General features: G+C 42.3%; 19 protein-coding genes. 12 read left to right on the top strand and 7 right to left on the bottom strand.

Annotated features, from left to right (window positions below; genetic code table 11):
* Positions 1 to 145 precede the first annotated feature (145 nt).
* Together F6J94_RS12850 and F6J94_RS12845 are read right to left on the bottom strand one after the other, a co-directional pair.
* Positions 146 to 1861 (bottom strand): dynamin family protein, encoded by a 1716-nt coding sequence (locus F6J94_RS12850; RefSeq protein ID WP_293028180.1) that lies wholly within the window; start codon positions 1859 to 1861, stop codon positions 146 to 148.
* 244 nt (positions 1862 to 2105) lie between these two features.
* Positions 2106 to 2423, bottom strand: a complete 318-nt coding sequence (locus F6J94_RS12845; RefSeq protein ID WP_293028184.1) for a hypothetical protein — start codon at positions 2421 to 2423, stop codon at positions 2106 to 2108.
* A 26-nt stretch (positions 2424 to 2449) separates the two neighbouring features.
* Here F6J94_RS12845 and F6J94_RS12840 point away from each other — a divergent pair, with 26 nt between their 5' ends.
* Complete coding sequence (locus tag F6J94_RS12840) at positions 2450 to 3415, top strand: Rpn family recombination-promoting nuclease/putative transposase (RefSeq protein ID WP_293040500.1); 966 nt, start codon at positions 2450 to 2452, stop codon at positions 3413 to 3415.
* Positions 3416 to 3457: 42 nt separating this feature from the next.
* Here the strand turns inward: F6J94_RS12840 and F6J94_RS12835 are convergent, their stop codons facing one another.
* Both F6J94_RS12835 and F6J94_RS12830 read right to left on the bottom strand, forming a co-directional pair.
* Positions 3458 to 5458, bottom strand: coding sequence for a family 10 glycosylhydrolase (locus tag F6J94_RS12835; RefSeq protein ID WP_293040497.1), 2001 nt, complete (start codon positions 5456 to 5458; stop codon positions 3458 to 3460).
* Between the two features lie 318 nt (positions 5459 to 5776).
* Positions 5777 to 6262, bottom strand: coding sequence for a hypothetical protein (locus tag F6J94_RS12830; protein ID WP_071102393.1), 486 nt, complete (start codon positions 6260 to 6262; stop codon positions 5777 to 5779).
* A gap of 101 nt (positions 6263 to 6363) precedes the next feature.
* Between F6J94_RS12830 and hetZ the strand changes: the two genes are divergently transcribed.
* From hetZ to F6J94_RS12805, 6 genes are all read left to right on the top strand, one after another.
* On the top strand, positions 6364 to 7527 hold the full coding sequence (gene hetZ, locus F6J94_RS12825) for a heterocyst differentiation protein HetZ (protein ID WP_293028231.1): 1164 nt from the start codon (positions 6364 to 6366) through the stop codon (positions 7525 to 7527).
* Complete coding sequence (locus F6J94_RS12820; protein WP_293028205.1) at positions 7520 to 8623, top strand: hypothetical protein; 1104 nt, start codon at positions 7520 to 7522, stop codon at positions 8621 to 8623. Before hetZ ends, F6J94_RS12820 begins: the two co-directional genes overlap by 8 nt.
* Before the next feature lie 9 nt (positions 8624 to 8632).
* Positions 8633 to 8758: a pentapeptide repeat-containing protein gene (locus F6J94_RS34255; RefSeq protein WP_081431030.1), complete on the top strand. Its 126-nt coding sequence runs from the start codon at positions 8633 to 8635 to the stop codon at positions 8756 to 8758.
* 170 nt (positions 8759 to 8928) lie between these two features.
* On the top strand, positions 8929 to 11193 hold the full coding sequence (locus tag F6J94_RS12815) for a DUF4129 domain-containing transglutaminase family protein (protein ID WP_293028208.1): 2265 nt from the start codon (positions 8929 to 8931) through the stop codon (positions 11191 to 11193).
* A 234-nt stretch (positions 11194 to 11427) separates the two neighbouring features.
* Positions 11428 to 12315 (top strand): AEC family transporter, encoded by an 888-nt coding sequence (locus F6J94_RS12810; RefSeq protein ID WP_293040492.1) that lies wholly within the window; start codon positions 11428 to 11430, stop codon positions 12313 to 12315.
* Positions 12316 to 12942: 627 nt separating this feature from the next.
* Positions 12943 to 13839: a hypothetical protein gene (locus F6J94_RS12805; protein WP_293040488.1), complete on the top strand. Its 897-nt coding sequence runs from the start codon at positions 12943 to 12945 to the stop codon at positions 13837 to 13839.
* A gap of 79 nt (positions 13840 to 13918) precedes the next feature.
* Here the strand turns inward: F6J94_RS12805 and F6J94_RS12800 are convergent, their stop codons facing one another.
* Both F6J94_RS12800 and F6J94_RS12795 read right to left on the bottom strand, forming a co-directional pair.
* The gene (locus tag F6J94_RS12800) at positions 13919 to 14359 is read right to left on the bottom strand and encodes a surface-adhesin E family protein (RefSeq protein ID WP_293040484.1); all 441 of its coding nucleotides are present in this window, start codon (positions 14357 to 14359) and stop codon (positions 13919 to 13921) included.
* Between the two features lie 98 nt (positions 14360 to 14457).
* On the bottom strand, positions 14458 to 15582 hold the full coding sequence (locus F6J94_RS12795; protein ID WP_293040481.1) for an SGNH/GDSL hydrolase family protein: 1125 nt from the start codon (positions 15580 to 15582) through the stop codon (positions 14458 to 14460).
* Positions 15583 to 15790: 208 nt separating this feature from the next.
* On the opposite strand from F6J94_RS12795, the gene F6J94_RS12790 reads away from it, so the two are divergent.
* From F6J94_RS12790 to F6J94_RS12775, 5 genes are all read left to right on the top strand, one after another.
* The gene (locus F6J94_RS12790; RefSeq protein ID WP_293040478.1) at positions 15791 to 15925 is read left to right on the top strand and encodes a hypothetical protein; all 135 of its coding nucleotides are present in this window, start codon (positions 15791 to 15793) and stop codon (positions 15923 to 15925) included.
* A gap of 23 nt (positions 15926 to 15948) precedes the next feature.
* Positions 15949 to 16197, top strand: a complete 249-nt coding sequence (locus tag F6J94_RS12785; protein ID WP_293040475.1) for a hypothetical protein — start codon at positions 15949 to 15951, stop codon at positions 16195 to 16197.
* Positions 16194 to 18260, top strand: coding sequence for an AAA family ATPase (locus F6J94_RS12780; RefSeq protein WP_293040472.1), 2067 nt, complete (start codon positions 16194 to 16196; stop codon positions 18258 to 18260). The genes F6J94_RS12785 and F6J94_RS12780 overlap by 4 nt, the downstream gene beginning before the upstream one ends.
* A 297-nt stretch (positions 18261 to 18557) precedes the next feature.
* Positions 18558 to 18689, top strand: a complete 132-nt coding sequence (locus F6J94_RS34250; RefSeq protein WP_367142202.1) for a hypothetical protein — start codon at positions 18558 to 18560, stop codon at positions 18687 to 18689.
* A gap of 15 nt (positions 18690 to 18704) precedes the next feature.
* Positions 18705 to 19184: a hypothetical protein gene (locus F6J94_RS12775; RefSeq protein ID WP_367142201.1), complete on the top strand. Its 480-nt coding sequence runs from the start codon at positions 18705 to 18707 to the stop codon at positions 19182 to 19184.
* Positions 19185 to 19418: 234 nt separating this feature from the next.
* On the opposite strand, the gene F6J94_RS12770 is transcribed toward F6J94_RS12775, so the two are convergent.
* On the bottom strand, positions 19419 to 19685 hold a 267-nt coding region (locus F6J94_RS12770; RefSeq protein WP_293040469.1), incomplete at its 5' end, for a hypothetical protein.

The following is a 19685-nucleotide window of genomic DNA, read 5'->3' as shown; positions in this document are numbered from 1 at the left end:
TTATACTATCACATTTGATAGCCGTTTGAAGCTATTGACAGCATCAGCTCTCTAGATTTTGGCCTCAACAATCATCATTCTGCCAGCAATAGTGAACCGATTCATCGGCCATAACCCAATAGTTAAGGCCAATAACCAATAACCATTAACTATTAACCATTAACTCTAATAAATCCTTAGCCTTGCTCTGGATTGTTCTATACTCCTTAAGGATTGGTTCTATTCCTTCTTCTTCCTTTTCCACATAATCATCTAAATCTCCAAATACTCTTTTTATTTCTTCATATATCAGAGTATATTTGAATTTAAGTTGCTCTTTAATATCTGATATCAACTTAGTTTTATCACTATCTAATTTTTTGCTAATCTTGCTAATGATCATTCTTTTTTTAAGATAAAGCGCTCCCCCGGAAACTAAAATCCCAACTCCGGCAAATGCAGCACCGATAATATCCAATATTACTATTTCTGTTATCGCCATAAATAGGCCAGCAATTACTGTTACTGCCGCTCCACCTAATACATTGGTGGCGACTCCACTAGCGTTAGATTTTAAAGTATTGATAAACTCAGCATCTTCAAGGAGTTTAGATGCTTTTTGCTTAACGTCTTCAAACACCTCATGACGGCGCTCAATAACTTGGATAGATAGATGGCTATTACTGGAATAATTCTGGATAGTATTTAAATCTTGTATTAACGAATCAATTAGGTTTTTAATATCCCCTAAAAAATGGTGTGTCCCCTCTTTTAAGGTTTCTTCTAACGACACTTGTAGCTCTGGTTCATACTTGGCCTTGATCTGATCGATCCAGGCTTGGATCGAGGCATTTTTATTAACGGTACCAACAACGGACTTATTGATTAGTTTAGGAAAGGTGAAACCAGCGCTAAAATCGGATTTTATTTGCTCAGCAACTAGATCATAGTTGGCGGCTAACTTATCCACCAGTTTACTAATCTCATCTTGAGACTTTTTTTCACCGACAGCTAGTTTAGTTTTGATTCGTTCTACTGATGATTTATCCAGCTCTAGTTGCCGTTGGATAGATTTTAATTCATGCTCTAATTCATCAATCACGTTTTGAGTGCGATCGCTAATTGATTTCAGTTTAATTTTATAAGTCTCCCCACCGGTAACCATATCATTAATAAATCCTCTCACTTCCCTAAACCCACTCCCCTCTTCATTCCCATTGTTTTCTAATTCCGCTGATGTCGCAAAAACTATAGGAGACTCAATATGTCGTTGACTAGCATAGTCTTTAACTCTCTGAGTATTTCGGCTTAATTCTTCTGGTTTAGTTAAATCAGACTGTTGAAGTATAAAGACTACTTTTTTACGCCATTGCTCACTAACATAATCCAGGAGTTCCCAAGCTGTTTTATGATAGGGATTCTTAGCGAAAAATACAAAAAACACTAAATCACTGTTAGGAATATAGTTTTCAGTAATCTCTTGGTGGTTGTCCAGAATCGTATTCGTTCCAGGAGTATCGACAATTGATAAAGTTTTCAAAATGTCAATCGGTAAACCAATTTTTCGTAACGTTGGGCTAATCTCCTTTTCAAAAGGCTCCTCTGAATAAACAATTTGTTGAATAACATCCGTACATGGCTCAACATCAGTTTTACAAATTTCTTCTTGAAGGAGGGCATTAATAAAGCTACTTTTACCGGCTTTGACTTCTCCAACAATAACTAATAAAAACGGTTCATTACTATTTTTTTGTATCGTCCTGATTTTTGACTGTAATTCCGGTTTATTGATTTGACTAACAAATTTATGCAAATCTTGTAACAGGTCATCAATATCAAGTTGGTGGTTGTACAAGACTTGATCAATAATTTGATTGTTCATTAAAATTACTCCCCTAGAGTATACTATCCTACCTAAATTAGGACAAAATAATTATTAAATATAGCTATGGTAGATTAATTATAGTTATTTTCAAAGCATATCGCAAGGTAAAAACTCTGATCAGGTAAACATTCAACTCTCAGCTGTCAGGCATCAGCCCTTGATTAGTCATTAATCAGTAGTCATTGGTCATTTGTCTAATGTGTTCGCGAACGGAACATCGCATCTTAACAAGACTCAGCCGTCAGGGATTAGCCCTGAATATTATTTCACTCGATTCTAGTTTGCGTTCGCGAAGCGGCTCGTACCGAGCATTATGAATCGGGGGGTAGAGTCCCAATGTTGACGAGACCCGAATCCCCTCATATCGTTGTAAATTTTCTCGAAGTGCTGACGCAGTTGAGGAAGAATAACCTTTAAAATCTCTCTCACGGTAACTAACTGAAATTGACAAAATTTGCTTATTGTCTAAGTTTAATACCTCTTGGCTAGGTTTGTCTAAAGACCATTGCTCAGGACTGAGCCACTGATCCAGTATAATGAAGTTAAGTCGAAATGGCATAGTGCTTGTAGATAGCAAGACTAATCATGGCAGCAACACACATACGCTTTGACTGGGCGATCAAAAAACAACTGCGGGATAAAGCTAATTATGTTGTCCTCGAAGGCTTTATCAGCGAATTACTCGGACAAGTGATTACCATTGAATCAATACTAGAAAGTGAAAGTAATCCTCAGACACAAGATAATAAACTAAACCGGGTGGATATTCTAGCTCTCAATAGTGCCGGGGAGTTATTGCTAGTGGAGGTGCAAAATAGTTCGGAAAATGATTACTTTCAGCGGATGTTATTTGGAGTTTCGACTCTGATTACCGAATATCTGGATAAAGGAGAGCCTTATAGTCAAGTCAAAAAGGTCTACTCCATTAATATAGTTGACTTTCCCCTCGGCCAAGGACAAGATTACATTTATGAGGGTAAATTAAATTTCATCGGACGTCATATCCAGGACAGATTAGAGCCATCAAATCTCCAGAAGGAGTTGTTCAAAATTGAGCAGGTGTACCAGATATTTCCGGAATATTACATCTTGAGAGTGAAACAGTTTGATGATGTGACTAGAAACAGTTTGGATGAATGGATATATTTCCTTAAAAATAGTGAAATCAAGGAGGAATTCCAAGCCAGGGGATTAGCCCAAGCCAAGGAAAACCTGAGGATTGAGAGTCTACCGAATACCGAAAAGGCAGCCTATCAGAAATATCTGGAAGATAAACGGTATGAAATTAGTATGCTGGAAGGGGCAGAGGCAGTGGGAGAGTTAAGGGGCAGAGAAGAGGGCATAAAAGAGGGCAGACAACAGGGGATATTAGAAGGCATTCAACAAGAACGTCGTGCTAACTTGGAGCGAATACTCCAACTACGATTTGGAACGATTCCTTCAGAGATATCTGGGAAAATCCAAGGTAATGATCTCCAACAACTGGACAACTTGATGGCAACAGCATTAACAGCTAATTCTTTAGATGAGTTTAGCCAACATCTGCCTTAACCATTGAACCTACCCTACGGGAACGCCAAGGGCGAACAACCTTTAACCCAACGATACAACAACTCCTAAACTTTCATTCCCAATCCTATCCACTGCTGACAAGGCATAGATTCCCGACTCTAGCGCTATCTCCAGCGTGGCTGAATTCAGGATTTTGTACAACCTCCAAACCCCATCTTGTTGTCGATAAAGGGTCCAATAACAAATTTCTCCATCACAAACTTTCTGCCAACTTAGCTTACCATCTCTTGCTCTGACATTACCTGGTGTCTTAGGTGGCTCAGTCTTTAACCACTCCATAGTAGGAACAACAGCAGGTTCAGAATATATAGAGCTTTTGAACTGGTCAACCACCTCTAAACGATTTTCTGTGAATACTTTCATGCTATAGAAAATATTTCCTAGGGAGAGTTGAGACACTAGATCGCGGCTAATTTCAACTTGTTCTTCATACTCAGAAATCGGCCACTCTTCTCCATCTAACTTACTGAGTCTATTCCCAGAATAAATGTGTCGATTTTTATGATTATTTTCTGTCCACCATTGGAGTAAAACCGGATAACTTTGGGCAGGAGGCTCAATCCGCCAGTAAAGTTGAGGAGCAATATAATCGACCCAACCTTCTTCTAACCATTTTTTAGGGTCAGCATAGATAGCTTCATATTGATCTAATCCCTTAATTTGAGGAGGTTGTCCAGGACGATAAATTCCAAAAGGACTAATCCCAAATTTAACTGTTGGCTTAGTAGCTTTAATGCCAGTGTAGAGACGCTCAACTATCTTATTCACATTGTCCCTGCGCCAATCCCCCAAACTCAGTTCACCCCCAGCTTCCTGATAAGCTTCATAAGTTTTTTGATCAGGAAAATCTTGATCTTTGATAGGATAAGGATAGAAATAGTCATCCAGATGAATCCCATCGACATCATAACGACCCACTACATCCAGAATCACGTTATAAGTCCAGTCTTGAACTGTTTTTACTCCTGGATCCATCCACAATTGCTTACCGTATTGATACACATAGTTTGAATGGGTAACGCTGATGTGAGGCTTGACTTTTGTGGAAACTTGTGATCCTGTTGCAGCACGGAACGGGTTAAACCAGGCGTGTAGTTCAATATTGCGATTGTGACATTCTGCGATCGCAAACTCCAGCGGGTCGTAAAATGGTTCTGGTGGTTGCCCTTGGGTACCTGTTAGCCATTCACTCCAAGGTTCTAATTCTGAGGCATATAAAGCATCTGCTGTAGGTCGTACCTGTAAAAACATAGCATTGAGGTTAAGTTCCTCAATCCGGTCAATAATCTCGATCAGTTCCTCTTGTTGGTTTTCAGCTGCTAGACCCTTTTCAGACGGCCAGTCAATGTTCCAGACACTGGCAACCCAAACTCCCCGAAACTCTCGCTGATGGCTAACCTCCCTAGTGGTTTGGAAAGCAACCGTGTATTTTGAGTTTAGGTCCGGCACCTGACCCAAATACGCCAAAGCTTGATAGATAAACGCTGCCACATCAGCACGAGTTGCCACTTGAGTGGGTCGCAGTCGCTTGGGATTGGGATAATTGACGATTATGTTAGCATCCGTAGCGGTGGCTATCCTGTCTCGGGCATAACCAGGAATTTTATCCACATCTTGATAGAGTTGGGGTAGCTCTATCTGTACATCCGATATCTCACTCAAGGGAAGGTTCAAGCCAGATGCGATCGCTACCAAGGCTTCCACTCGAACCAGATTAGTGTCTGGGCGGAAGCGATTACCAGGATAACCCGACATAAAGCCAGTTTCGTAAGCATATTGAATCGCCTCCAAAGCCCAGTGTTTCTGTGATACATCAATAAACTTCGGAGCAGATCGTTGTTTTTCGGGTTGGGAAAAAGCGTTTTTTAATATGGCAGCAAACTGAGATCGATTGATGGGTAGATTAGGTCGGAATCTGCCATCAGGGAAACCGCTAATCATTCCCTGATTGGCTAAACCTTCAATAAATGGCTTTGCCCAGTGATTTTCCGTATCAGGGAAGCCAGTTTTAGAAGCTACCATAGTTTTATTGCGAGGCATATTGGGGGCTTAACCGCAATTTTAGCCGCACTATTATAGCAAGTGGCAAATTAATATCAAGTTGCGTTTACAGATAGTAAATTCACCGATGGGGAGATGGTCAGAGGTCGTGATGGCAGGGAATAACTATATTGAATACATGAAAAGTCCCTAGATCAGACCGGATAAGTAATGAAGTGATCAGGGGTGATGGTAATAATTTGTGATTCAATAGTCTTTTGTCAGTTATCCCCTCATCCACTCATCCCCTCATCCGCTCATCTCCTCATCCGCTCATCCCTTGCTCTGGTGAAGCCATAGTTAAGCAATATCAGGGGGTTGATTGTTAGAATCTGACTTGGGTGCTGACCGGATTTGCTGTAGTTGAGCTTGTATTAAATTTCGTAGGTCCTCTCGAGAGACCTCTGAACCAACCGCTAAATTACCAGGTGTATCAAAGAAAACAGTACTAGTGACGGTGTCGATTGCCAACATCTGAAACAAAATGTGAGTGACTGGCACCCCGCACGCCATAAGTTGAGGATCCCAATCAGAATGAAAATTGGCAGCATCTTGAACAGTCGGAAAAGCATAAATAACATTTTTCTCCAGATCAGGGTTAGCACGATTACTCAGTGTCGTCAACACCCAACCTTGGTCAAGATTTTGGAGAATGTAATATTCCAGATGGTTTAGTTGTTCCGCCAGAAGTTTGAGTACTGGAGCGATCGCTTCAATCGCTTGAGGCGTCGTTCCATCTTGTGGAGCATTATCAATCAAATTGTTAATTTGTTCGTCTAATTCCATAGGAGCTATAGGGTGAGGAATTTGGCTGCACATAGTCTAAACCTAAATCAAATTTGTCGAGAGTACCTGTATGTTAGGGTCGTTATTGAATGAAAATCATGATGAGGGAAGTCTGCCTGGGCGTGGAAGGACTATTTGAACTGCTGTATAACGAACTCCGGCAGTCCACTCGTGCTTCTAAGCAAAACTGCCAGGACGTAGCAAGACGTATCGCTGATGAAGTTAATCGTATTTGCAATGAAAGTAATCGGATTCAAACCTCTGGGGATGTGGACAGCTGGGCTCAAAACCTCGCTAACCATCGTCTCAAGCAAGTTTGTCATTACTACAAACTGGGGTCGCTCCAAGGAAGGGTAGAACTACAGAGTACTCTTAGTGCGATTATCTACCGCTACATTACACCCCATCAAACGCCGACCAGTTACCAGGCGCGGCTGAATATGATTGAAGATTTCTTACAGGGATTCTATGCCGAAGCCTTAAATGCCTTTCGGCGGGAAACCTCCCTGGAGGAAACCTATCGTCCCCGCAGTCTCCTGGAACTATCAGAATATATGGCGTTTACAGAGCGCTATGGTAAACGACGTATTCCTTTACCCGGTCGCCGTTCCCAACAGTTGGTCATTCTACGTGCTCAAACCTTTTCCCAACAGCAACCTCCAGAAACCTCTGTGGATATGGATACAGCAGCGGAAGGAGCAGCACAGGAGTCAGATGCGACTTGGAATGATGCGGCGATCCAGCAGGTGCGGGAGGCAATGGTATTATCAGACTCTGAACCCCTAGACTCCAGCCTGCGGGAAACTGTAATCAAAGAATTATTCGCCTATCTCAAAGAACGCCAGCAACAGGATTGTGCGGATTACTTTACTCTGCGGCTCAAAGACCTGCCAACCAGGGAAATTGAGGAGATTTTAGGCATCAATCCCAGACAGCGGGACTATTTACAACAACGGTTTAAGTATCATCTGATTCGGTTTGCTCTGTCTCACCGCTGGGAATTGGTACATCAGTGGCTGGGAGCAGATTTGGATCGAAATCTGGGGCTAACACCAAAAGAATGGCAACGATTTCAACAAAAACTGAGCTCCCAACAGTCAGAATTACTTAAACTCAAACAACAAGGTTACTCCAATGAACAAATTTCTAAGACCTTGGGTTGTACACTAAACCAGGCACAGAAGCGATGGTTTAAGTTGCTCGAAATTGCCTGGGATATTCGTAATAGTTCAGTATCCGGATCCGGTAGATCTAAAGATGAATAGTGACATAGATAACAATATGGACGCTTTCTATAGCCGCTTAATGGCTTGGCTAAAAGAGTCCCGTCCCGCTGCTTCAATACCATCAAACGGTCAAGTAAACGATACTGTACCTCTGGGTGAGACAACAGCAGCGGATTTTGACTTTGATGTATATCCCCTGGATTTATCAGAATCACTGGACTTGGAAAACTTGAACATTGTCCCTAATCACAATGGCGAAGCGGCTTTAGACCGCATGTGGGTGAATTCACTAGAATCGAACACCCATGATGACCTTACACTAGGCGGTGAAATCCGCCGCTACAACTTGGGAGAGATGTCAACCGTGCAAAATCGTTTCCAGACGCTATTGAAGCGCAAACTACAAGCTCAAATTGAACTTAACCCACCTCTGTTTCCTTGGGAGACAGAAATTTCAGACTATGAAACTGATATTGTTGACGCAATAGCAGAGTCTTGGGTTTCCGGAGTTAGGTTTTGGATGCCACAGTTGTCTAACTTGGCCTTACCAACTGCCATACCAGAAAACGTTTTATCTCAATTGCTAGAAGCCTGCTCTGAGGCAGTGTCTTCCCAGTATCAGCTAGGAGCTAAACTGGTTAGGGCAGTTCAAAAGCTGTTTCCTGACGAATTCTATGCCCTTAACTCCTGGAGTGGCAGGATCTTGATGACACCTACCCGTTCTCCAGAAGAACAACTGCAATCCCTACCTTACGAAGAAGCTAACAATGAGCAAAAGATGGTCTTGGCTCTGTTAGCAGCTAAGGAAATTCTTACCACCCTCACCATTCCAGTTTCACCAAATCAAACTCCTGTGGAGCGCCAGTGGGAGACTAGTGCTGGTTTAGTAACTCTGCGAGCAGAATATCATCAAGAAGATGGTGTGTCTCAGCTACGGGTCAGCACTCGTTTGCCTAGAGGTGGTAGCTTGACTCTAGGTACACCTCAAGCCTCGGCAAAAGCAGAACGTACCTATCCAGGTTACCTGAGTGTAGAATCCTATGATTTACAACCCAATCAGATTTGTTCTATCGAGATTCGCTTCGATCATGGAGAACAGAAACCTTTGACCTTTGCAATCTGCCCGACAAATTAGTCAGAATACTTGCAGGTTAACAGGTTGCAGGTTAACAGGTTAGTAGGTTGCAGGTTAACAGGTTGCAGGTTAACAGGTTTCAGGTTAACAGGTTGCAGGTTAACAGGTTGCAGGTTAACGGGTTGCAAGTTATAGCCTTAAACATTCCAACCTTTAACATTCCAACCTTAAACATTCCAACCTTTAACATTCCAACCTTGGCCAAAAGGCCACGCGTGCGCGTTCAACATTCCAACCTTGGCCAAAAGGCCACGCTACGCGAATAACATTCCAAGCTTGACATATAACCTCGGAGCGCATCTACCATGGTGAGTCAGTTTTGGCAGCGTCTTGAGGCCAAGCCATTGCCTCCTACAGAGGAGTCGATTTCGTTAAGGGTGTTGGTGCAGGCACTGGTAGTAGTAGGAATTGTGGCTGTTGATGTTGCCGCATCTACCTTCTGGAGTCTTTGGGCAGTACCCTTAAGTATTGTGGGAGCAACCTGGAGTTGGTATCGTCGTCGCCAACGTAACATTGCTCTGAAATTCTTGCTGGCATTGGGGATGTTGCTGGCATTGGGAGCCTTTTTGGGCAATGTGTTCAGTCAGCTCAATGATACCCGCTTGGCTCTAGCTCAGTTGTTAGTTCAGCTGCAGATTCTCCATAGCTTTGACTTGCCCCGCCGCAAGGATTTGGGCTATTCGATGGTAATTGGGCTAATCCTGTTGGGGGTCGCTGGTACTGTGAGTCAGACTCTGGCGTTTGCCCCTCTGTTGTTAGTATTTTTAGCGATCGCATTACCGGTTCTTGTCCTGGATTACCAGTCACGCTTGGGTATATCTACGGCTAAAAAAAGTAAAAAATTATACGGTTTTACTCCCAACTACTCACCCATACCCCTAAAGCGTCTCATTTTATTTATTGGTGTAATTATAGCGCTAGGGTTAACCATTTTTGCTCTGATGCCTCGTTTCCCTGGCTATCAAATCCAGATGTATCCCGTCAGTGCTCCTGGGGAAATGGCAAACCGGAGATTTGATTCACAAAATAGGTTAATTGTTAACCCTGGCTATGTGAGCGAAGGGAAACAGCAAGGGGAAAATGGTAGTGGTGGCTCTCAAAACGCTACGGGTGCTGGTGAGTTGGATCAGACATTTTACTATGGCTTTAATAGCAAGATTAACCAGAATCTGCGGGGAGAACTGAAACCTAAGGTAGTGATGCGGGTGCGTTCTCAAGCACCGGGATTTTGGCGAGTGCTAGCGTTTGACCACTACACGGGTCAGGGTTGGGAAATTTCTCGGGATAATCAAGTCCAGAAAATAACTCGACCAAGCTGGTCCTATCGCTTCCAACTCTTACCTGCCTTGATCACAGGTCAAACCAAAAAGGTAATTCAAACCTACACAGCTGTATCAGAACTGCCGAATCTGATTCCCGCTTTGGCCTATCCGAAGGAATTGTTCTTTCCGTCGCGGGAAATCGGTATTGGACCAGAAGGCAGTTTGCGATCGCCTTTAGGTTTATTAGAAGGACTGACCTATACCGTAATATCAGAAGTTCCATTTCGCGATCGCACTAAGTTGCAGCAAGCTGGGGATAACTACCCCAAGTCGATTCAAAACTACTATCTGGATATTCCCCCCCAAATTGCAGTGAGGGTCAGGCAACGTACTGAAGAACTCCTAGCCACTTCAGAGAAACCTATAACCTCTTCCTATGAAAAAGCCTTGTATCTAGCCCAGGCGGTTAAGCAGCGTTATCGCCTCCCCCAAGACCCCTCACAATTCCCTTTTTTAGAAGAAAATCAAGATTTGGTGGAAGCCTTTCTCTTCAAGTATCAAGGTGGTTATCCTGACCACTTCTCCACCACCCTCACGATTATGCTCCGTTCCATAGGCATCCCAGCCCGATTAGTGGCTGGATTTGGCACTGGCGAATTTAACCCCTTTACCGGGTTTTACATCGTCCGCAATACCGATGCCTATGCCATGACTGAGGTTTATTTCCCTAAATACGGTTGGTTTGCCTTTGACCCCATCCCAGGTCATGAATTGCTGCCCCCCTCCGTTGAGCAATATCAAACCTTTAGTGTCTTGCGCCAGTTTTGGCAGTGGGTAGCAGGTTGGCTCCCCTCACCAATCACTGGTTTACTGAGCAACCTATGGCATTTCACCATTGGTACCATTATCCGAATATTTGTTGGATTGTGGAAGATGGTATCTAGTGGTTGGTTAGGTATGTTGAGCGGCTTGATTTTAGCGATCGCATTTGGTTTTCTGAGCTGGCTAAGTTGGCATCAGTGGAAAAACTGGCGCTATCGTTTCTGGTTGGCAACATTGCCACCAATGGAACAGATTTACCAGCAAATGATCAGGATTTTAGCAACCAAAGGATATCTCAAACATCCGACTCAAACTCCACTTGAGTACGCTAGCTGTATAAGTCAAGACCAGCCTAAAGCATCCGCTGAGGTAATTGAGCAGATAGCGCATGCTTATATCCGTTGGCGTTATGGAGGTCACAGACCTAATATTAAACAACTGCGGCGGCGACTGAAGCAGTTTAGCAAAAATAGGTTTAAGGTTTAAAGTTAAAGGTTGAATGTTGAATGTTTAAAGTTTAAAGTTAAAGGTTTAAACTTTAAAAGTTGTTCGCGTAGCGTGGCCTATTGGCTAAGGTTTAAAGTTTAAAGGTTGTTCGCCCCGTATTCGGTGTAGGGTTGAAGGTTGCTTGAAGGTCAACAGTTAACAGTCAACGGTCAACGGTCAACGGTCAACAAACAGACTTTTCCTTTAATGGGGTTCATCTAAAGTATTTATATAATGACTGTTCTTCTACCTGCTGTTGTTTCGGTCGGTTTAATTATCCTGATTGGATTTATTGCTGGTCGCACGTTATCTCTGGACAAGCAAACTCTTTCTCAGGTATCTCTTTATATTCTCGTACCAGCGTTGATAGCAGACAGCTTGTATCGGACAACTCTGTCTACCGAAAGCACCATTGGTTTAGTCGCTGGGTTGATCATTACCGCTGTGTTGCTTTACCTACTGAGTTGGGGATTAGGCAAACTGTTGAAATTACCACCAGTTGTCCAAAAAAGCTTTATGGTTGCTGCTATTTTTCCCAATGCTGGAAACCTGGGGCTTCCTCTCAATTCCTTTGCCTTTGGTACACCGGGTTTAGAACGCGCTATAGTTTACATGATCACAGCTGCCTTGTTGATGTTTGCTATTTGTCCCGCCTTACTTAAAGGGGGTAGTATTAGTTCTGGAGTGCGCTTAACCCTAAAACTACCGCTACTCTGGGCAATGCTGGCAGGATTAACCTGGCGTTTATTGCGCTTAAAACTGCCTTTAGGGCTAGATCAGGGTATTCACCAGTTGGGTATGGCAGCAATCCCTATCGATTTAATTGTGTTGGGGATACAATTGTCCCGCACCCGTTTGGTTATAGGACGGTATGAGGTGCTCGCCACTACCTTGCGTTTGTTGGTAGCTCCGCTAATTGCCCATACCGTTGGTCAAGCATTGGGACTGGAGGGATTAAATTTACAGGTGTTGGTGTTACAAAGTGCCATGCCTGTAGCAATTAGTACGGTAGTTTTGGTCACTGAGTTTGGGGGAGATGCTCCCTTAGTAGCACGGACAGTGGTTTTGTCTACCTTAGTCAGTTTCCTTTCTCTTCCCCTAGTTTTGTGGGCGACTACTTAGTTAGTATGTATCTATCGATAAGAGCTAAACTAGAGAATTAACGGACATAGAACTGTAAAAGATTTAACAGGATCAGTAATTATCTGGATTACTAAAGCCAGGTTAATTTGCCATGGTTACATACAGAGATTATTTCTCTGACTATCATGCTTGAACTAGCGCTTTCAGCAATTAAAAGCAGTCATGAATACTCAACTTGCCAGTCCACCTGCTCAACACGACAGTTTAAATATCCCTACTCCCTGGGGGTGCGCTTGTCGCCCCCCCCAGCCTCAAGGGGTAATAAATCTACTAACAACTCCCTGACCCATTAGCAGCGTTTTTAAGCATTTAGGCAATTTTTAAACAGGGTGCATTATATTTTCGGAGTAATATCAGGATGCATTTAACTATTATAAAAATTACCTGTTATCAGGTAAATATAGCTGATATGATACCCAAATTAAATTTGCTTATAAGGTGTTTTAAAATTCAATTTTTTTGCCAAACCAAAACCAAGTATGATCTTGAATTGATTAGCCACACTATTATCTAGTAAACCGAAACAAAAAATAACTTGGATGATCAGCATAACAGTAGAACTACTAGTTCGTTTTGTTTGGCAATAGATGAATATTTTTTTTTATTTTGGGCAATCCTGAAGATACTCACGCTGCGCATATCAACCATGCTCTGACTAAGGCTGGAGGCAAGACAAACTATCTCGACACTTCTCTGTTTCCTACTAAATTACGACTATCTTGGCAGCCACACACTAAAGATGGACTTCTCACCCTATCCGATGGCTATCAATTACGTCTAAGAGATATTCGTAGCATCTTTTGGCGTAATTTTTCTGGAGTTCAAATTCCCCCAATCAAAAATCCATTACAGCAGAGAGTTGCTTTTAATGATGCTATGAGTACCCTAATAACGTTGATGCAAGGAAACTCAATTCACTGGGTTAAATCATGGCAAGCTTATGAATTTGATAAGGAAAAACCTCTACAATTGAGCAAAGCTGAACAAATGGGTGTAACGATTACCCATACTCTAATTAGTAATGATCCAGAGGCTATAATTAAATTTAGGAAGTCTTGTGACCAAGTGATTTTTAAGCCAGTCTATGGTGGTGCTCATGTCCAGTTTTTAACAGAAAAACATCTACAACCAGAACGACTAAACTTAGCCCTGCGGCTTTCTCCTGTTACTATACAGGAGTATATCCCTGGCACAAATATTCGCACCTATGTAATTGGGGACTCGATGTATTCGGCAGAAATTCGCTCCAAGTCGCTCTACTTTCGAGAAGATATCGATGCTCAATTGATTCCGGTCAGGCTGCCAAAGACCGTGCAAGAGCAGTGCAAAGCTATCACTAGAGCGTTTTGGCTCCAGTGGACGGCGATTTGGCGTTTAAAGCCAAATGGTGAATACGTGTTTCTTGAAGCTAACCCCAGTCCGATGTTTTTACACTTTGAGCAACAAACTGGTTTCCCTATCACCCAAGAATTAGTTAATCTTCTGATGAGTGATATCAATTGAGTCCTGAGTCGGAAAGTGCAGAGTTCCGACTCAACAGTAAACAGTCAACAGTTAAAAGTTAATAGTCAACAGTTAACAGTCAACGGTTAACAACATTAGTATTAGACTTACAAGCTAAGGTGTGAAAACCATTCATGACATGAACCGTTGGAGTATCGGGCATGGGTATTGTGTACCAATCATTCTCCGATTCTTCTCGGCTGATTATACTACCCTGGGAATCGTATTGTTCAAAACGCAATGTACGTATCGAACGCTCAGGGCAATTAACTTGAACCGTGATAATGGCAGAATACACTCCTGGTTCGAGAGGATTACCAAATACTATCCTACTATCAAAGGAGTGAATGGGATTGCCCATTTCATCAGTAGTGCTGACCAAAGAATCGATATCGAAGTAGTGGATATTGCCTGTCTGAGCATTTGACATGACTCTGACCCAACGCCTTGGTTTTGTCTGAGCTATAGCAGTCTGAGACAGGTAAGCGATCGCAGATAAGATTAACAGAAATTTCCCCATAGAATTTACCAATAGTAGTATTAAACTATTTACTATCAATTTATTATCAACGGTGACAGCTCGGGAAGCTGCCACTGTGTTATAGTAAATAGTAAACTCTAGCAGGATTTATTTAACTGTTTCCGAAACAACCAGGCAAGCCCTATCATTCCTAAGGAGGCAGAAGACGCTGGTTCTGGTACAGACTCAGACTCAGACTTCTCTTGGGACTTCAGTAATGCTATCGTAGATTCCGCTAAGATCTGATGGCTAGCTGTCGTTGGGTGGATGCTATCCCAGAATACAAACTCGTCTGGATTAGCACAAGCAATAAACGTTGTTTCATCTAAGCACCCTTCCGTCACATTCGTGAAACCAAAGTTTCCAGGATTGGTCAAAATCTGATTAAATAGGTTATTGGCATCGAAGGATATCAGGTTAATGTCAGCTAAGGATTGGCTCAAAAGGTTAAGGGTGGAGTCCAACAGAGAGTTATGTTGGTCGGTCAAATCCGTGAGGCCAGTCGATAATACACTACCTAGCCTCAGTGATAGAGGTATCTTTCCCAAATCTGGTAAGTTAAGCACTAGGAAATTGCGAGCACCAAAGTTATACAGGGAGTTCACTGCTGTCTGTATATTGCCCACGACCTGAGTAGGATTAGGAGGGTCCGCACTCTGGTAATCATTGGCACCCGACCACAGAATATAGAGGGCGTTGGGGTCACCGATCTGATCAGATACAATCAGGTCATTGGTAAACCCTGCCACTTGCGTGAGTAATCCCGGTAACAACGCCCCGAATTCACCAAGGCCAGCTAATCCGGCTTGAGAACCACCAAAAGCAAAGTTTACGCTTTGATTAGTCGTCGCACCATTGAAGAAAAAACTCACCCGAGGGCCATCGGGAGTGATAGTGATTGGAGAAAGTATCGGCGATTCCGGTAATACCACGGACAAGTCAGCAGATCGCTTCACCTCTATGTCTAGAGCATCTGCTAGATAATCTACCCAGATAGGACCATTGCTAAAACGTCCCTGAAAGTAGGGTGGACTCTGGGGGATGATGGGAATGGTGGGATTTACCTGATTCCCTGCCTTACTGATATTGAACACATTGCCAGGATCCGATAGGCTATCACCAAACACATAAAGATTACTAAAATCTAAATCATATGCCCTAGCTTCAGAGGGCAACATTAAAGAGAATAGAGAAAATCCGAAGGCCGTAATTGCGTTTTTCATCGTTGATTGTCTGTGATTGTGCCTAGCCGTTTCAAGCCAAAACTAAAAACCTACAGACATAGAGTACTGCTTTGGGTGACTCTCGTTATTAAGATATTGCAAAATTTTTGGGTTATAGTATAAATAAACAATAAAGTATTAAAAGAAATTTAATCAGCCTAGATATGGTATCATGTCCGGAAACATCGCTCTTGTAAAGCATGGGTAATTGATAATTGGTAATGGGGAATTGGTAAGTAGTGTGATTACTACCAAGCTATTCCCTATTCACCCTTACCGATTCCTAAAACAAACAACAACAAAGAATACTACCGAAACAACCGGACAAGATCTGAAAGGTTAGTCGCTTTTAAAAAAAATACGGTTATGGCATTTAGATACTCTACCAGTGGTGCTACATCAGTCATTTCCAGAAGAGTAGCTGAAAAACATTCTACTTATTCTCCTAGCAAGAATGAACTCCATGATGTCCAGGAGCCGATTATCACTGCTCCCCTAGAAGTGCGCCGAATTATAGAGCGAGTCTTGCAGGCAGAAAAGGATAAACTCTATATGAAAACTCCCCGTAATATTAATGATGATATCCTGAAAATTGTCAAGGAAGAAGTTCAATGAAGCTGCTATCGATTCAGCTATGTAATTTTCGTCAATTTTATGGTAAGACTCCGGTGATTGTGTTAGCCAGTGGCGAGCGAAACACTACGATTATTCATGGGAATAATGGTGCTGGTAAGACTACCATCCTGAATGCTTTTTCGTGGGTGCTCTATGAAAAGTTTAGTGCTGCTTTTGCTTCAGAAGACCAACTGCTGAATAAGCGAGCTCTTGCTGAAGCTCAGTTCAATAAACCAGTAGACTGTTGGGTAGAAGTGGCATTTGAACATAATAATAAACGTTACCAAGTCAAACGTCTATGTCGTACTTACAAAACTGAGGTAGGAGTCGAGCAAGGTAACACAGAATTGTATCTCCAAATCGCTGGAGATGATGGACGCTGGTTATTGCCTCAACAACTACCTGAGGATATTATTGGTCAAATTTTACCAGCTAGTTTGCACCAATACTTCTTTTTTGATGGAGAACGAATTGAACAACTGGTACGCTCCGATAAAAAGTCAGAAGTTGCGGAAGCAACCAAGACCTTGCTAGGGGTAGAAGTTTTAAATCGGTCTATTAAACATTTAAGGGAAGCGAAAAAAACCTTAGACTATGAATTGTCTTTAATTGGCGACTCTGAAACTAAGCAATTGCTTAAACAACAGCGAAAATCGGAAAAGAAGAGCCAGAGTCTAATCAAGCGTCAAAGGGAAATCAAGCAGGAGTTAGAGGATCAAGATGAGCTAAAGAAGACAATTGGTCAACGGTTATTAGAACTCGGTGGCGCTCAGGAGTTACAACAGCTGCGGGATGAACTAGAAGCTAGAGAAAAGTTAATTAGAGAACAGCTAAAACAAAGTCAACATATTTTGAAACGAGCTATATCAACTCGTGGCTATACCGTGCTGCTCTCAGAGGTAAGCTCAACTTTTCAAGAAATTGTCAAAGATTTAATCACCGAAAGAGGGGAATTACCTGTTGGAATTAAGCGGCAATTTGTTGGGGATTTACTTAAACACAAGCGCTGTATCTGTGGTGTAGAATTAACTGAGGGAACTCATGCTCATCAGCAAGTAGCAGCCTGGATGGATAAAGCCGGAATGGCTGAAGTGGAAGAAACCGCAATAAGGATGGGTTCCCAGGTTGATGAAATTAACCAACAGGTGCCTGAGTTTTGGCAGGATGTTGACCAACAACAAGATACTATTGCTCAGGGAAGAACTGAGCTTTCTAGAATTGAGACCCAACTAGATGATATCAAGAAAAAGTTACGTAACTTTCCCGATGAGGATATCAGTCTGCTCCAACAACAGTTGGATGAGATAGATACTAGGATTCGGGAGCTAACTCTAGAACAAGGAGGGAATCAACAACAACTTGAACAGTTGGATACAGACATTGACTTAAAGGATAAGCAGATTGCTAAGCACAAAATGAATGAAAGTAAGCAGGCGTTGATACAGCGACGGATTGCTGCTGCTCAAGATTCTATTGAACGGTTAATTGAAGTGAGGGAACGTTTGGAAACTCAGTTTCGTACTTCTTTGGAGAAGCGGGTCCAGGAGATATTTATCTCAATTTCTTTTACACCCTATATCCCTAAGTTGAGTGATAAGTATGAGTTAACCTTAGTAGAAAGTACTCTTGGAGAAGAAAATCTAGTTGCTGCGTCTACGGGAGAAAATCAGATTCTAAGTTTATCCTTTATCGGCGGAATTATTGACCGAGTTAGGGATTGGAGTCAAGAGCATTCTCTGATGGGACCCGATAGTAGTACTTTTCCTATTGTAATGGATTCTCCCTTTGGAAGCTTGGATGAAATCTATCGTCGGCGAATTGCTCATATCTTGCCTAGACTAGCGAATCAATTAGTAGTTTTAGTAACTCAGACCCAGTGGCGAGGAGAAGTGGCTGACGAGATACTTCCTTTTCTTGGTAAAGAGTATGTGTTGACTTACAATTCTCCTAAGTCTGATTGTGAAGAAGATGTTATTGAGCTAGCTGGAAATCGTTATGATTTGGTAAGGCGTAGTCCAAATCAGTTTGAATATACTGAGATTGTTGAGGTCGATTATGAGTAAGTATTCAGCTATCAGTCATCAGCTATCAGCTTTTGAATAAAATAAGCTCAAGGCTGACAGCTGATTGCATATCAAGTAGCGTGCGTGTAGCGCATATGCTTAGATGGGCAAATTACCATAGTTTCAATACTCTAAATCTCGAATTATTAAATTCTCCTGTTCCAGGTTTATTTTAAGCTGTTCGCGTAGCGTGAGCTTTTAGCTCACGGCTGACAGCTGACCACTGAATTCTTACGATAGTACCTGCCTGAGAGAATTAATAACAGCTATATTCTATATTCATAGATAGCTAAAGCCATGTCTTACAGTGAATTTACTCTAGATACACTCAAAAATAAATTTAACCTATCGATTCAAGAACGAGTTAATTTATTTGAATCAGTTGAACCAGTTACTCCTAGCCCTTTATTAAACGATATTTTGGAATAAAACCTTCCTCTAGGATTGGAAATCGATACCGAAAAAGCCCGATCTGAATTGATTGTTGCTCCTATTTTAGTTGAAATTCGCAAGCAATTTAACCGTAAAATTAGCCTTTTCTCTGGGACAGAGTTTACTATTGATAAGAGTAAAGGGCTAAACGGTAGGTGTGATTTTATCATTAGTCATTCTCCTGAACAGTTGGATGTTACTGCTCCCATTGCTATTCTAGTTGAAGCCAAAAACGATAACCTTAAATCCGCTATCCCTCAGTGTATTGCTGAAATGGTTGCTGCTCAACTTTTTAATGAGCACAAAAATAATCCTATTCCGTTTATCTATGGTGGAGTAACAACTGGCAGCCTCTGGAAATTTATGAAATTGGTCAAAAATTCGGTTTATATTGAGTCAGAAGAACACTTTATTGGTAATTTAGAGGCTCTGCTCGGTATTCTGTCACAGATTATTAATAGCACTCGCCCTCAATCTCTTGCTGAAACCTAGTGATAATTCTGGGATAGTGGCCATAAAAATCGGGAAGTATAGCCCTACGCGCAAGTCAGAAGTTAGAAGTCAGAAGTCAAAAGTAAGCTATGACTAAGTTTCGGAGTTTATGAATGTCAAACATCTGAATGCGTAGTGCTATATAATATAATAGAGACTAAATCAAGGGGTAAGCAATAATATTATTGGTTTAAGTTTTTTTGTTATTGTTATGATTATCAATATTGTTAATAGTTATGATTTGGTTTTGAGATGTTGATGCTCCTTCTGGATAATAGTGTGAATTGTCAAGATCGCCATCTGACCGACCCAGCGATTGTCGACGGTTCGGGCCAGCCGCCGGGCCGCCGACAACGTTCGAGCAGCCCGGGCCGGGTCGTCGGCCAGCTCGGCCATGCCGACCCCGACCCGGGCCCAGGAGATCGCGGTCGGGTTGGCGGTTCCGGTTGCGAGTTCGAGGCTGCGGTCGCCCGCAGCGCGGGCATGATCGGTCAGCCCGAT

The sequence above is a fragment of the Moorena sp. SIO1F2 genome (assembly GCF_010672755.1).
GTDB lineage: Bacteria > Cyanobacteriota > Cyanobacteriia > Cyanobacteriales > Coleofasciculaceae > Moorena.
This window is presented reverse-complemented; position numbering and strand designations above follow the sequence as displayed.

What these genes read in the sequence shown, in the direction of transcription:
- F6J94_RS12850 (WP_293028180.1), bottom strand. Translation starts at nt 1,861, where the DNA reads ATGAACAATCAAATTATTGATCAAGTCTTGTACAACCACCAACTTGAT.
- F6J94_RS12845 (WP_293028184.1), bottom strand. Translation starts at nt 2,423, where the DNA reads ATGCCATTTCGACTTAACTTCATTATACTGGATCAGTGGCTCAGTCCT.
- F6J94_RS12840 (WP_293040500.1), top strand. Translation starts at nt 2,450, where the DNA reads ATGGCAGCAACACACATACGCTTTGACTGGGCGATCAAAAAACAACTG.
- F6J94_RS12835 (WP_293040497.1), bottom strand. Translation starts at nt 5,458, where the DNA reads ATGGTAGCTTCTAAAACTGGCTTCCCTGATACGGAAAATCACTGGGCA.
- F6J94_RS12830 (WP_071102393.1), bottom strand. Translation starts at nt 6,262, where the DNA reads ATGGAATTAGACGAACAAATTAACAATTTGATTGATAATGCTCCACAA.
- hetZ (WP_293028231.1), top strand. Translation starts at nt 6,364, where the DNA reads ATGAGGGAAGTCTGCCTGGGCGTGGAAGGACTATTTGAACTGCTGTAT.
- F6J94_RS12820 (WP_293028205.1), top strand. Translation starts at nt 7,520, where the DNA reads ATGAATAGTGACATAGATAACAATATGGACGCTTTCTATAGCCGCTTA.
- F6J94_RS12815 (WP_293028208.1), top strand. Translation starts at nt 8,929, where the DNA reads ATGGTGAGTCAGTTTTGGCAGCGTCTTGAGGCCAAGCCATTGCCTCCT.
- F6J94_RS12810 (WP_293040492.1), top strand. Translation starts at nt 11,428, where the DNA reads ATGACTGTTCTTCTACCTGCTGTTGTTTCGGTCGGTTTAATTATCCTG.
- F6J94_RS12800 (WP_293040484.1), bottom strand. Translation starts at nt 14,359, where the DNA reads ATGGGGAAATTTCTGTTAATCTTATCTGCGATCGCTTACCTGTCTCAG.
- F6J94_RS12795 (WP_293040481.1), bottom strand. Translation starts at nt 15,582, where the DNA reads ATGAAAAACGCAATTACGGCCTTCGGATTTTCTCTATTCTCTTTAATG.
- F6J94_RS12785 (WP_293040475.1), top strand. Translation starts at nt 15,949, where the DNA reads ATGGCATTTAGATACTCTACCAGTGGTGCTACATCAGTCATTTCCAGA.
- F6J94_RS12780 (WP_293040472.1), top strand. Translation starts at nt 16,194, where the DNA reads ATGAAGCTGCTATCGATTCAGCTATGTAATTTTCGTCAATTTTATGGT.
- F6J94_RS34250 (WP_367142202.1), top strand. Translation starts at nt 18,558, where the DNA reads ATGTCTTACAGTGAATTTACTCTAGATACACTCAAAAATAAATTTAAC.